The sequence below is a fragment of the Shewanella sp. SM71 genome (assembly GCF_025653905.1).
Classification (GTDB): Bacteria; Pseudomonadota; Gammaproteobacteria; order Enterobacterales; family Shewanellaceae; genus Shewanella; species Shewanella oncorhynchi.
On the sequence record NZ_JAKKRW010000019.1, the window covers coordinates 76,684 to 90,405 of the forward strand.

A 13,722-nucleotide genomic window follows, 5' to 3' on the forward strand; every position below is an offset into this window, starting at 1 on the left:
TGAGCGGCCTTATTATTCATGCAATCTTGTATGGCTTAAGACTTAGTGCGTTTCATGGCGGTAAAGAACTCTTCGTTAGTCTTGGTCATCGCCAATTTATCGATTAAGAATTCCATTGCGCTGACTTCATCCATAGGATTGAGGATCTTACGCAGGATCCACATTTTTTGCAGTTCTTCTTGAGTCGTGAGTTTTTCTTCACGACGCGTACCGCTGCGGTTGAAGTCAATGGCTGGGAACACGCGCTTTTCTGCCGCTTTACGTGACAAATGTAGCTCTTGGTTACCTGTACCTTTAAATTCTTCGTAGATCACTTCGTCCATCTTAGAACCCGTATCAACCAAGGCTGTAGCGATAATGGTCAAGCTGCCGCCGTGTTCGATGTTACGTGCCGCACCGAAGAAGCGTTTTGGACGGTGCAGGGCGTTCGCATCCACACCACCAGTTAACACTTTGCCCGATGACGGGATAACAGTGTTATAAGCACGGGCTAAACGGGTAATCGAATCGAGTAAGATAACGACGTCTTTCTTGTGCTCAACCAAACGTTTTGCTTTTTCAATCACCATTTCGGCAACTTGAACGTGGCGGCTGGCTGGCTCATCGAAGGTTGATGCGATAACTTCGCCTTTAACGAGGCGCTGCATCTCAGTTACTTCTTCTGGACGTTCGTCGATCAGCAATACCATCAACACCACTTCTGGGTTGTTGTAGCTGATGCTTTGAGCAATACCTTGAAGTAATAGCGTTTTACCGGCTTTTGGTGGTGCAACGATCAAACCACGTTGACCTTTACCAATCGGTGAGCATAAATCCAGAATACGCGCGGTAATATCTTCAGTTGAGCCATTGCCGCGCTCCATACGCATACGTTCTTCTGCGTGGAGTGGGGTCAAGTTTTCAAAGAGGATTTTATTACGGGAGTTTTCTGGTTTATCGAAGTTAACTTCGTTGACTTTCAATAGAGCAAAATAACGCTCGCCTTCTTTTGGTGGGCGAATTTTACCAAAAATGGTATCACCCGTTCGCATGTTGAAGCGGCGAATTTGGCTTGGTGAGACATAGATGTCATCTGGACCAGCTAAATAAGAACCGTCTGAGCTGCGTAAGAAGCCGAAACCGTCTTGGAGTATTTCTAATACCCCACCACCGAAAATGTCTTCTCCACTTTTTGCGTGGGCTTTAAGGATTGAGAAAATAATGTCCTGCTTGCGAGCGCGGGCCATATTTTCGAGCTTCATATTTTCAGCTAGCGAGACTAGGTCAGAAATCGGCGTGTCTTTTAATTCAGTTAAGTTCATTTTGGGGGTCTTGTGTTACGCGACAAAGCTTACCGCGATCAATCAGTAAGGATGTAATTCAGGATAGTGATTGACGAGCGAGAAGAGGTTATTAGAAAGAATCTGGTTATTAAAGTAGCACTAACAAAGCGGGGCGTCCAGAAATTTAGGGAAATTCCGGCACAATTAATTTATAGCTTGTGCCGGAGGTCACTCATTACGACGTCAAATTAGATTTGAGCGTCAATAAACTCTTTCAATTGCGTTTTTGAGAGTGCACCAACTTTAGTCGCGGCTAATTCGCCGTTCTTGAATAGCAGTAAAGTTGGGATGCCACGAACGCCATATTTCGCTGGAGAAACATTGTTTTGGTCAACGTTTAATTTAGCGATAGTCAAGCGACCTGCATATTCTTCAGACACATCGTCTAAAATTGGAGCGATCATTTTACAAGGACCACACCACTCGGCCCAGAAGTCTACCAATACTGGCAAATCAGACTTTAATACGTCGTTTTCGAAGCTGTCGTCACTCAGGTATATAATTTTATCGCTCATGATGTTCTCCAGTTTGGGTGCCATTGCTGGTTTGTTAATGGCTTACCATGTATATTGGGGCTGAAAAATAGCTTTTCAAGTTACCTTTTTACAATGTGGCTATTTCAAACGATCGAGTATCTTATTGCAACCTCAACAGGTAAGCTTGCGCTATGAGCGAAACACATCTATCTACCCAAAGGTTTGCCGACCTACCTCTACATCCTGAGGTTAAACAGGCCCTTGCCGAGAACGGCTTCGAATTTTGTACGCCGATCCAGGCGTTATCACTGCCTGTATTACTCCAATCAAAAGATATCGCAGGCCAAGCACAAACGGGCACTGGTAAGACAATGGCCTTTTTGGTCGCCACGTTTAATCATTTATTATCGACTCCCATACCTGAAGGTCGACTGATTAATCAGCCCCGCGCCATCATTATGGCCCCGACTCGCGAACTGGCGATTCAGATTGCCAAAGATGCGATTTTACTCGCTAAGCACACACACTTAAAGGTGGGTATTGTTTATGGCGGTGAAAGTTATGATGTGCAGCGTAAAGTATTAGATCAAGGTGTTGATATCTTGATTGGTACAACGGGTCGAATTATCGACTACGTTCGCCAAGGTATTATTGGCTTGAATTCAATTCAGGCTGTGGTACTTGATGAAGCCGATCGTATGTTTGATCTTGGTTTTATTAAAGATATCCGCTTCTTATTTAGACGCATGCCTGAGGCAAATCAACGTCTTAATATGCTATTTTCGGCAACCTTGTCGATGAAAGTACAAGAGCTGGCTTATGATCATATGAATGAGCCCGTTAAAGTCGAAATCGCCCCCGAAGAAAAAACCTCCAAAAACATCAAAGAAGAAATCTTCTATCCTTCCCAAGAAGAGAAGATGCGTTTGCTGTTGACCTTGATTGAAGAAGATTGGCCAGAAAAAGCCATCGTTTTCTCCAACACTAAGCACAGTTGTGAAACGCTTTGGTCTTGGCTTGAAGGTGACGGACATCGTGTGGGTTTATTAACGGGTGATGTGCCACAGAAAAAGCGTATTCGTATCCTTGAGCAATTTACCAGTGGCCAGCTAGATATATTGGTTGCTACTGATGTTGCGGCTCGTGGTCTACATATTTCTGACGTTTCACACGTGTATAACTATGATTTACCTGATGATTGCGAAGACTATGTTCACCGAATCGGTCGTACGGGTCGTGCGGGCAACAAAGGCATGTCGATAAGCTTTGCCTGTGAAGAGTACGCATTGAACTTGCCTGCAATCGAAAGCTACATCAATCATTCGATTCCAGTAAGTAACTACGACAGTGAAGCTTTACTGGCCGATATTCCTACGCCAGCGAAGATTCACCGTAAACACCCTAGCGGCACTCGAAACTTGCGTGATCGTTCAGGGGCAAGCCGCCCAGGTGCTCAACGCAGTGGTGCTCGCCCTCCTCGTCATGATAGGACACGTAGACATTCGTAAATGCCAACACCCGCTTATGCCGCTATAACATTAGGCTCAAATAGTTTTAATATGCTGATCGCCAAAACCCGTGGTGGTCAGCCGCATATTATTGCGAAATATAAACGCAAGGTGAGGCTCGCCGAAGGCATAGGCAACGATGGCAAATTAAGCCCCGATGTCATGCAGCGCGGCCTCGACTGTTTGAGTATGTTTGCCCAGATGTTGGTGCAACATAAGATTGAAGCAAACAATGTTGCTGTGATTGCAACTGCAACTCTTCGCAGTATTAGCAATGCTGATGAGTTTAATCAGCGTGCATTGCCACTCTTAGGTCATCCGATCGAAATTATCTCTGGTATGCGTGAAGCAGAGCTTATCTATCAAGGTATGGTGGCGACCACTTGTGGTCAAGGCCGTCGCTTGGTTATTGATATCGGTGGTGCGAGTACAGAGTTTATCATTGGCGATGGGCATCAAGTGCTGTTCAAAACCAGTTTGCCCTTTGGTAGCGTGACTTATAATCGCCAATTTTTCAGCAGTTTGCCGCTGCAGCAGTTAGATTTCGATGATGCTAAGCAGCAAGTGCTAATCGCATTAGCAGAGCATAGACAAACCCTACGTGATCTTGGTTGGCATTGTGTCGTTGGTGCCTCCGGCGCTGTACAGTCCGTGGTAGAAGTGTTACTACACCGAGGGTTATCTGAAACTATCACACTCGATGTGCTTACTCAGTTGAAGGCTGAGATCCTCGCTCAAGAAGATATTAGCTTAATGGGGATTGTTGGGCTTTGCAGTGAGCGAGCACCGACTTTTGCTGCGGGTGTCGCTATTCTATTGGCTTTGTTTGAGTTGCTGGGGATCGAGCATTTAGCCTTATCTGGCGGCGCATTACGTGAAGGTGTTTTAGTGATGTTAGCTCAGCGGATTATTGACGAAGTCAGCTAATATTTTATTGAAACATGATAAAAACCAAAGGCCGCGATGCGGCCTTTATTGTTTGTACTGTGGCGATTATTTCAATAAATCGGCGAGATCTTTTTCTAAGGAAACCGTTGGACGCTCTACGATGCGGCCAACTTCTTTACCTTGCTGCAGCACAATAAAGGTTGGAATGCGGGTAAAATCGTATTTTGCGGCTAAGCCTTCGGGATCTTTTTTCGTTCGGTCGACACCAATATAGGTCACTTTAATATTGGGATTAGCGACTTCTTCCATAATACGGATAAAGCGCGGCGTTTCCCGGTGACAATCTGGGCACCAAGTACCAATGATCACTACAATTTCTGTAGGTTTAGTGATGCTTTTAAGTGGGGTGATTGCACTGGTATCGACTTGATAGGTTTTATACCCTTCGGCAAACTCATTGAGATCTGTGACTAAATGTTGTGCTTCTACTATGCCAGTTAAAATCACTTCTTGTTTCTCCTCACTGCAGGTCGCAATTAAACCCTGTTGTTGTTCTTCAAATCCACAGCCACCATTGGCTAATACCTGACAACTAAAAAATAAGGCGGTAGTGGCTAGGAATGCCTTAACGTTATTGTGCATGATGCGCCCTCGAAATCGAAGAGAAAGAATGAAATTCGATTCAAACATTATTCTGGATGCGATTAAAGCGATTAATTGATTTGCTGCAAGCAAGATCACGCATTGCTAATATCTATCAGCTTAACGATCACATAATTACATGTTTTTCGGAGTTAAGGCATTGAAATAGTTCATCCCCGAATCGCGATTCGGGGATAGAACACATTGAGATGATGAGGTAAATTACTTGATTACTGAGCCAGAATTTTTTCAAGAATAGGCTTATTAGCCTCGGGGAAGTCGTAATTGGTTAAGTCGGTTTTAGTGACCCAAGCGATAAGCTGACCTTCAAGGCCTTGAGCTGTGCCGTTAAATTCTGTGACTGAATGGATATCGAGTAGCACTTGTTTATCGGGATAGTCGAAACTCAACGCCATAAATGGCTGACTATCAGTGACATTGAGCGCGACTTCCTCTTTGAGTTCACGGATCAATGCCTGAGTGACAGTTTCGCCTGTCTCAACTTTACCGCCAGGAAATTCCCATTTCCCACCTTGATGTAAATGTTCTGGGCGTTTTGCCAACAGAATTTCACCGACCGAGTTAGTAATAATGCCGACGGCAACATGGATGCGTTTAGTCATAATATTTATCGATTAATGAGTGGGTAAAAGTAAGTGCATTAAAGGCTTGAGCTGAGTGATTCGTGTATAAACCCACAAATTACTCTTTAAAAAAATCGCCTTCATCGAGATCAAATTCATCAAATGCTTCTGGATCAAATTCGGCTTTGACTGGGATGACGTGTTTTTCTGACGCCCAATCGCCGAGGTCGATCAACTTACAGCGCTCGCTGCAAAAAGGTTTAAATGCAGATTGTGGCACCCACTCGACAGGGGCTTTGCAGATAGGGCAGTTAACGGTCAATGGCATAATTGTTCTCTTGGTTAACGGCGATAAAGCGGCCGCCAATACGAATGTCTTTCAGGCCATTAGTGTAAAGGCTTCATGCACAGGTAGCCAGTAAGAAATCAATTGAACGGTCGGAGTGGCGTTGTTGTTCAAACTGCACAAAATGGATAGCGAAACGGTTTTTATGGCCGCTAATCGTAGGATAACACCCGTGGGAAGCATCGACTTTAACCCTTACCAAAGCAAGTGCTTGGGCACTGTCACCTTGATAAAAGCCTGCGTGGGCAACGGCATTGTCGTAATGGGACGTGCTACGAGTAAGTTGAAGTAGTAACGTGATCGGGGTAAGTAAAGGTTCGAAATGCGCTATCCAAGAGCGATAATCGTGCTGTTTTTCTTCCCAAGGTTTAGATAGCCAATAATGCAGTTGTGGTAGGTCGAAGTTACAGCAAGCACCTGGCATGCCGAAGCGTTGTCGTAGTGCGGAAATAAATTTGTCTTGTTTTAATTGGCTGCCGAAGCGTTCAGGCTTTTGTAACGGTTCGCGGGCTTGGGTGAGGGCGTTGATATAGATATTGATTTGCTGGTGGTCGACGTGATCTAATTCTTGCCATTTGTTCAGTTGCAGCAAGTGCCGCTCAATATCTTTTAATACTTCATTGCGATAATCGCAGCGTTCAGACAATTCACAGAGGGAAAACAGCGGATAAAAACATCTATGTTGGTGGTCATTGCTTAGGTTACTTTGCAGCTGTTTATCGAGGTATTCGAGCCGCAAGTAGCTGCGAATTTTCTCGTTTAGGGGCTGTTCGTAAACTAATTCAGTCATGGGCGTTATGAGTACCAGATAGTTGTAAATAGCGTTGGTGCAATGCTAGCACCTCTCGTTTTAAGGTTGATATCTCTCCCTGATTATCAATAATGTCGTCGGCTCGGGCGAGTTTTTCGCTGCGGCTCAATTGGCTATTAATGATGTTATTTACTTGAGATACATCAACATTGTCCCTTTTTATGGTGCGGCTGATTTGCAACTCTGGCGAAATATCCACCACTAAAGTCCGATTGACTAACCTATCTAACCCGTTCTCAAATAGCAAGGGCACGACCATAATTACATAGGCCGAGGTTGCTTTTTCTACCTGTGCTAGCATTTCTTGGCGGATCATCGGGTGCAATAGCTGGTTTAACCATTCACGTTCTTCAGGGTGGCTAAATATCCGTTGCCGCAGTTTGGCGCGATCGAGTTCACCCTCAGGCGTTAACATCTCAATGCCAAAATGGCTAACGATGGCCTCAAGTCCTTTTGAACCCTGAGCTACAACGTCGCGGGCAACGATATCGGCGTCGACTAAGGTAATGCCTTCTGCGGCGAATAAATTGGCAACAGTCGTTTTACCGCTACCAATCCCACCCGTTAAACCAACAACAAATTTGGACATAAAACTCTCTTAAAAGCTATGAAGGACGCTACGCTGCTAGGACGGACTTTGTCCTTGCAGTCTACGGAACGGGCTTCGCCCTTACGGTAAGCGAAGCGTTCAGTGAGTAAGCTTGCGAACGTTCCGTTATCCTTAAGTGAAGCCTGTTCTATAACGTACTTAAGTACCAATCAACAATCTGTTGTCCAAATAGCAAGGCTATCCAGCCTGCGGCAGCAATATAAGGTCCAAATGGGATGGGATTACCTTGCTTGAGGCGTTTACTTACAATCATAGTGATGCCGACCAGTGCTCCGACTAAGGACGAAAGTAAAATGACCAGCGGCAGCATTTGCCAGCCGAGCCAAGCACCGAAAACGGCGAGCAGTTTAAAGTCCCCATAGCCCATGCCTTCCTTGCCAGTGAGGATCTTAAATAGCCAAAAAATGGACCACAAGCTTAAATAGCCAGCTGCCGCACCGATAATGGCATCGGTTGGGCTCGCAAAGGTATGATTTAGATTGATGATCAAGCCGAGCCAAAGTAACGGTAACGTCATTTGATCTGGCAGCAGCATCTCATCAAGATCGATACCAGTAAGGGCGACAAGTACAAATGTCAGTATGCTCGCAAAGACAAATTGCCAGCTTGGACCAAAGTGCCACGCTAAAGTCGCAACAAGTAGCCCTGTGATGAATTCAATTATTGGGTAGCGGGCGGAAATGGGGGCGTGACAGGCGGCGCATTTTCCCTTGAGCATTAACCAGCCGAATACAGGTAAATTATGCCAAGGTTTAATCGCCGTTTTGCACTTAGGGCAAGCAGAACCCGGCACCACAAGATTATATTTTTCGGGGAAGCTATCTATAGGTGTATTGAGTTTATCAATACCGATTTGTGTGACTATCTCAGCGTGGTACTCCTGCAAATACTGATTACATTCTTGCTGCCATTCCCGTTTCATCATCACAGGAAATCTGTGGATCACTACGTTTAAAAAACTGCCTATGGTGGCGGCAAAAATAAAGCTTAAAACAATAAAGAGCCAAGGACTCTGGTTTAGAGACTGGCCCAAAATGGAGATAAATTCTGACATTTGATGTTCTTATTTATATTTTGAGGATGAGAAATTAAACTAGCCGCTAACAACTTTACCCATCTGGAAGATAGGTAAGTACATAGCAACAATTAACCCGCCAACGACAGTACCGATGACCACCATCATAATCGGTTCTATCAGGCTTGATAAGCCATCAACCGCATCATCTACTTGCATTTCGTAGATGGTTGATACTTTATTGAGCATGTTATCCAGTGAACCGGATTCTTCGCCTATCATCACCATTTGCACTAACATGTCGGGGAAAAGCCCTGTGGTTTGCATAGCCACATTCATCTGCATCCCTGCCATCACTTCTTGACGGATTTTTAAAATGGCTTTGCGGTATACCGCATTACCAGATGCGCCAGCGGCAGACTCTAGACCATCAATTAACGGCACGCCCGCGGCGAAAGTAGTTGCTAAAGTGCGGGCGAATCGTGCCATGGCACCTTTATGTAATATAGGCCCAATAGCGGGGATTTTAAGCACAGCTTCATCGACTCTATCTCGCACAATTTGTGAGTTTCTGTGGGCTCGAACGAACAAAAATACTCCGCCGACGATAGCTGTTAAGAAGATATACCAAGAGGATTGTAAGCCGCGGGAAATGTGTAGTACTAATTGAGTAAAGGCGGGTAGTTCAGCGCCAAAGCCTTTGAATATCTCTTCGAATTGAGGCACTACAAATAGAAGTAATAATGTTGTTACTAATAGTGCGACTATGACAACAGCAGCCGGATAGAACATGGCCTTCTTAATTTTGGATTTGAGAGCTTCCGTTTTCTCTCTGTAAGTAGCCACGCGATCGAAGACCAAGTCTAGTGAACCTGAATGTTCACCTGCTGCAACTAGGTCAACATATAGCTCATCGAAGTAGCGTCTATGGGGACGCATTGCATCAGATAAAGGAATGCCAGATTGAATTTCGCTGAGGATATTTCCTAATAGTTCCCTCATCTTAGCTTTTTCGTGACCACGGCCGAGTAGCTCAATAGTGGTCACTAAAGGTACGCCCGCCGCTAGCATAGTCGCAACTTGGCGGGTCATCATGGCAATATCCATAGGGGTGATTTTCGGATCACCTAACTTAAATAGCGCAGAGGACTGCTTACGAACGCTCTTAGGGTTAACTCCTTGGGATTTTAACTGACTACGGATTTCGGCGGCAGTTGCGCCTCTGAGTTCACCTGCAGTCTTCTTACCGTCGCGATTTAGGCCTTTCCATTCAAAGGTATAGATTTTTGGTTGGCTTTTTTGCTCGGCTTTCTTGGTGCGAGGCTTTCTTGTGGTCGTTGCCGTAGCCATAAATTATCCCTGTAAATAAATCGTTCTAGATTTCTAGTTAACTGAACGCTGTGCTTGCGAAATAGTTTGGACTCTAAGATTCAAATATACGAGTAATAATGCGCTATTGCCTGAATTTTAGACGTAACTTTAGACATAAAGATTGGATTTAGCCAAAACTTGTGACGCGATTGACTTCTGCAATGCTAGTAACACCGTGGATCACTTTCAATAATCCCGATTGACGCAAATCCCGCATTCCTTGCGCTTTAGCTTGGGAGGCGATTTGTAAAGAGTTCCCCCCTTCCATGATAGTGCGGGCTATTTCGTCAGACATTTTCATCACTTCATAAATGCCAACCCGTCCCTTGTAGCCTGCAGAGCAATGTTCGCAGCCAATGGGTTTAAAGGTGGTAAAGCCCTGAGTAATTTGTGCTTGGGCAAAACCTAGACGAAGTAATTCATGCTCGGGGATCACTTCCGCTTGTTTACATTCGGGGCATAGACGACGCGCTAAGCGCTGGGCAATAATCAGATTCACAGAGCTAGCTATGTTGTAGCCTGGAACACCCATATTGATTAAACGGGTTAAGGTTTCGGCTGCCGAGTTAGTATGCAAGGTTGATAAGACTAAGTGACCCGTTTGTGCCGCTTTAATGGCAATCTCTGCAGTTTCAAGATCGCGGATTTCCCCGACCATCACCACATCGGGGTCTTGGCGTAGAAATGAACGTAAAGCGGACGCGAAGGTTAGCCCTGCCTTTAAATTAATGTGAACTTGGTTTACACCCTCAAGGTTAATCTCAACCGGATCTTCAGCGGTAGAAATATTACGCTCTTCTGTATTGAGAATATTTAACCCAGTGTAAAGGGAGACGGTTTTACCTGAGCCTGTTGGGCCTGTCACTAAAATCATCCCTTGGGGCTTTGCTAGCATCTCAAGGTAGAGCTTTTCTTGGTCGGGTTCGTAACCGAGCTTTTCAATGCCCAATTGTGCGGAGGATGAGTCTAAAATCCGCATTACAATCTTTTCACCCCAGAGCGTCGGCAAGGTACTTACCCGAAAGTCGATAGATTTAGTGCGGGAAAGCTTCATCTTAATTCGACCATCCTGCGGCACGCGCCGTTCGGCGATATCGAGTTTCGACATTACCTTTAGTCGTGCCGATAAACGACCAGCGAGGCTAATCGGCGGTTCAGAGACTTCGTGCAGAATACCGTCAATGCGAAACCGTATGCGGTAGCGTTTCTCATAGGGTTCAAAGTGTAAATCTGACGCACCTTTGCGGATGGCATCGGTTAAAATTTTATTGATATAGATAACAATAGGCGCATCGTCACTACTCTCACCAGTAGACTCTTCGCTACGTCTGTCGGTATCAGTAATTTCTATCGCTGCCAGCGCAGCTTCGTCCATGCCGCCTAAATCGAGACCGCTGATATCTTCTTCGAGAATTTTTTCCAGCGCCTTAGCAAGTTTATCCTCTTCAACCAGAATGGCTTCGGCATGCAGCCCTGCACTAAATTGAAAGTCTTCGAGGGCTGCAATGTTGGTCGGGTCGGATGTGCCGATATAGAGGCGATTCCCGCGTTTAAATAAGGGTAAACAACGGTGTTTCTCAATGAGTTTCTTATTGAGAAAATCCTCAGGAATGGAAGCAAGATCAAACTCATTAAGATCGAGTAATGGTGTGCCGTATTCTTCGTAGCAAAGCTCGGCTATTGCACGGGCAGAGACCAGCTTACTTTGAACTAAAGTGCTTACAAGGGCGTGTTTGTTTTGACGGGATTTAGTGATGGCGTTAGCCATCTGCTCTTCATTTAGCAGACCTTTACGGATAAATAGGGTGGATAAACCTAAATGAAGGCCGGTTGTGGGCATCTTTAAAACCTAAATGTATTAAAGGTTAAATGGCAGCTGCGCTGCCATTTATGAAGTAAATATACTTACTAAACTATAAACCTGCCCCTGCAGTACATTGGGCGGCTGTGGCTCCAGTGCCTACGTTAACAATTCCGTATGTAACTCTACCTTCAGGAGATATAGTTGCTGTAAGTGTACATGAACCTTCTGCAAACACTAGTGTTCCACCAGCTCCTTCTGCAGCAAGTCCAGTTAATGACATTCCAGGGGCTGCAGCAACATCTGCTGGTAAAGTATCGCAACTAATACCTGATTGAGTACATGTCACAGCTTTAGTCGTATATGATGCAATTGCTTTCATGGCTGCACCACCATGGGCTGAACCAACATAATCACGGTATGCTGGTAAAGCAACAGCTGCCAAAATACCGATAATGGCGACTACGATCATTAGTTCGATCAGAGTAAAACCCTGAGCTTTTTTATTTAATGCTTTGTTTAAATTCATGGCCTTCATTTTTCTCTCCAGCTAACTATTTAGTGACTTACTGTGGTTGAATAGAGTGTTTAACCTAACCGCTGTTTTACTCTATAAATTGTTTTATCTCATCAAACTTTATAACTCATTTATGTCAATAAAATCATTTATATGATCTATGTAACATCAACAGTACACCGATGATCTTGAATGACCCATGTGTAATGACTCATGCTGATTTATCCAAGCTCGCTTTGCTAAATTAGCACTAAGTTAATGCTGGGTTAGCGCTTATTTGAATAAATTGTTTCGGCAACCGCACCTTAGGCTAACGTTTTCAAAAATATGCCTCTCAAAAAACGTGAACTAGGCAATTTTAAAAAGAATCCCAGTGCTGACCTTAGGTGAGGTTGACCAAACGGCCATCTCGCCTTGGTAAAAGTTAGTACAAAGTTAGGTAAAAGGAAACAAAAGTTAAGTATAAAGTACTAATAAAGTGTTGTTTTTGTATAAAAGGCTAACTTATCGACATGTTAGGTTATAACAACTTTTTGACAATATCAGTTTAGCTGGCGTGTCTCTCTATGTCGTCAAATTGGTGACATGAAATGGTGGCGGGTTGGGTGCTTCGTGAGGGTGAATGCTGAGTATGATAGTACAGACGTAATTTCGTCATTTTGTTTGCTGGAGCCCTACAAAAAAATGCATTTCGCCTTAATATTTTATGAGTGGAATGTGCTTACAGTACTTTGCGAGAACATTCCACTGCCAGCTAACATCTAGCGGTTTTAAGCTTTTAATCTGAGTGATAAATCTAAGGCGCGAACATGCTTAGTGAGTGCGCCAACTGAGATATAGTCCACCCCTGTTTTGGCAAATTCGGCTAAGGTATCTAAGGTGACATTACCAGAGACTTCAAGCTTAGCGCCGGCGCCTTTAGCTTTATATTGATTGTTCATTTCAACCGCTTCGACCATCTTAGTGATGTCGAAGTTATCTAACATTATGATATCTGTGCCAGAGTCGAGTGCTAAGGCGAGCTCTTCGAGTGACTCCACTTCGACTTCAACGGGTTTATTCGGGTACAAGCTGCGGGCGGTATCTACGGCTTGGCGAATGCCGCCACAGGCCATAATGTGGTTTTCTTTAATCAAAAAAGCATCATATAAACCAATACGATGGTTTTTTCCGCCACCGCAGGTGACGGCATACTTTTGTGCCGTGCGTAGGCCTGGAATTGTCTTGCGAGTATCTAACAAGTGAGTGTGAGTCCCCGCCAGTTTATCGACATAATGTTTGGTTAAGGTGGCAACACCAGAAAGTGTTTGGATAAAGTTCATTGCCGTGCGTTCGCCAGTGAGAATAGCGCGCGCAGGACCTGATAATTCACATAATAGCTGGTTGGGTAATACTAGATCGCCATCATCCACATGCCAATGCAGTGCGACTTCACCACCGAGTTGGTTAAAAACCTGCTCTGCCCATGCTTTACCACAAAAAACGCCTTCTTCACGGGTGATTAAAGTGGCTTCAGCGTACTTATCGGCGGGGATCAACATTGCTGTGATGTCGCCATAAGCGATGGCTTTGGTTTGATCGTTGATTTCGGTGCCACCTAAGTCTTCACTGAGGGCTGATTTTACTGATTGGCGGATATCGTTTTCTAACATAAGCGGAGTCCTTGCATTACGGCCTACTTGCATTTTAGGTTAAGATTACCACGGCCTTAGGTCTCACGGAACAGGTTGGCAGATTGAGCAAAAGGAGTAAGCTGCAGCCTTATTTAAATTGAGAGTGGATGGTTTGCTCCATGATCTCAATGTTAAAAGAGAGCTCAGTCAGTAAGTTC

At 44.6% G+C, this 13,722-nt stretch carries 14 protein-coding genes; 2 read left to right on the forward strand and 12 right to left on the reverse strand.

All coding sequences use genetic code 11. The features are described 5' to 3' along the window. Window positions 1-35: 35 nt before the first annotated feature. Window positions 36-1,301 (reverse strand): transcription termination factor Rho, encoded by a 1,266-nt coding sequence (rho, locus tag L5L97_RS17570; protein WP_011787892.1) that lies wholly within the window; start codon window positions 1,299-1,301, stop codon window positions 36-38. A 209-nt stretch (window positions 1,302-1,510) separates the two neighbouring features. Continuing rightward, window positions 1,511-1,837 carry a thioredoxin TrxA gene (gene trxA, locus L5L97_RS17575; protein WP_105250415.1) on the reverse strand — a complete coding sequence of 109 codons (327 nt, stop codon included), beginning with the start codon at window positions 1,835-1,837 and terminating at the stop codon, window positions 1,511-1,513. A gap of 152 nt (window positions 1,838-1,989) precedes the next feature. On the opposite strand from trxA, the gene rhlB reads away from it, so the two are divergent. Continuing rightward, window positions 1,990-3,306 (forward strand): ATP-dependent RNA helicase RhlB, encoded by a 1,317-nt coding sequence (gene rhlB, locus L5L97_RS17580; RefSeq protein WP_063884693.1) that lies wholly within the window; start codon window positions 1,990-1,992, stop codon window positions 3,304-3,306. Next, window positions 3,307-4,233 carry an exopolyphosphatase gene (locus tag L5L97_RS17585; protein WP_263183132.1) on the forward strand — a complete coding sequence of 309 codons (927 nt, stop codon included), beginning with the start codon at window positions 3,307-3,309 and terminating at the stop codon, window positions 4,231-4,233. A 66-nt stretch (window positions 4,234-4,299) separates the two neighbouring features. Here L5L97_RS17585 and L5L97_RS17590 read toward each other — a convergent pair whose 3' ends face one another. The 10 genes from L5L97_RS17590 to nadC all read right to left on the reverse strand — a co-directional run bounded on the left by L5L97_RS17590 (window position 4,300) and on the right by nadC (window position 13,543). Continuing rightward, window positions 4,300-4,836: a thioredoxin family protein gene (locus tag L5L97_RS17590; protein WP_263183133.1), complete on the reverse strand. Its 537-nt coding sequence runs from the start codon at window positions 4,834-4,836 to the stop codon at window positions 4,300-4,302. A gap of 230 nt (window positions 4,837-5,066) precedes the next feature. Beyond that, the gene (mutT, locus tag L5L97_RS17595) at window positions 5,067-5,459 is read right to left on the reverse strand and encodes an 8-oxo-dGTP diphosphatase MutT (RefSeq protein WP_263183135.1); all 393 of its coding nucleotides are present in this window, start codon (window positions 5,457-5,459) and stop codon (window positions 5,067-5,069) included. A gap of 79 nt (window positions 5,460-5,538) precedes the next feature. Then, entirely contained in the window at window positions 5,539-5,748 is a 210-nt protein-coding gene (gene yacG / locus L5L97_RS17600; protein WP_006083355.1) for a DNA gyrase inhibitor YacG, read from the reverse strand. A gap of 73 nt (window positions 5,749-5,821) precedes the next feature. After that, complete coding sequence (gene zapD / locus L5L97_RS17605) at window positions 5,822-6,556, reverse strand: cell division protein ZapD (RefSeq protein WP_212601342.1); 735 nt, start codon at window positions 6,554-6,556, stop codon at window positions 5,822-5,824. Continuing rightward, window positions 6,549-7,166 carry a dephospho-CoA kinase gene (gene coaE / locus L5L97_RS17610; protein WP_263183136.1) on the reverse strand — a complete coding sequence of 206 codons (618 nt, stop codon included), beginning with the start codon at window positions 7,164-7,166 and terminating at the stop codon, window positions 6,549-6,551. The genes zapD and coaE overlap by 8 nt, the downstream gene beginning before the upstream one ends. Window positions 7,167-7,314: 148 nt before the next feature. Further along, entirely contained in the window at window positions 7,315-8,241 is a 927-nt protein-coding gene (locus L5L97_RS17615; protein WP_263183137.1) for a prepilin peptidase, read from the reverse strand. 39 nt (window positions 8,242-8,280) lie between these two features. Next, a complete protein-coding gene (locus tag L5L97_RS17620) occupies window positions 8,281-9,552 on the reverse strand; it encodes a type II secretion system F family protein (protein ID WP_263183138.1) in 1,272 nt (423 codons plus the stop codon). A gap of 148 nt (window positions 9,553-9,700) precedes the next feature. Next, complete coding sequence (gene pilB, locus L5L97_RS17625) at window positions 9,701-11,413, reverse strand: type IV-A pilus assembly ATPase PilB (protein WP_263183139.1); 1,713 nt, start codon at window positions 11,411-11,413, stop codon at window positions 9,701-9,703. 73 nt (window positions 11,414-11,486) lie between these two features. Then, window positions 11,487-11,912, reverse strand: a complete 426-nt coding sequence (locus L5L97_RS17630; protein WP_311999983.1) for a prepilin-type N-terminal cleavage/methylation domain-containing protein — start codon at window positions 11,910-11,912, stop codon at window positions 11,487-11,489. A gap of 749 nt (window positions 11,913-12,661) precedes the next feature. Next, window positions 12,662-13,543 carry a carboxylating nicotinate-nucleotide diphosphorylase gene (nadC, locus tag L5L97_RS17635; RefSeq protein WP_263183140.1) on the reverse strand — a complete coding sequence of 294 codons (882 nt, stop codon included), beginning with the start codon at window positions 13,541-13,543 and terminating at the stop codon, window positions 12,662-12,664. Between the last annotated feature and the right edge of the window lie 179 nt (window positions 13,544-13,722).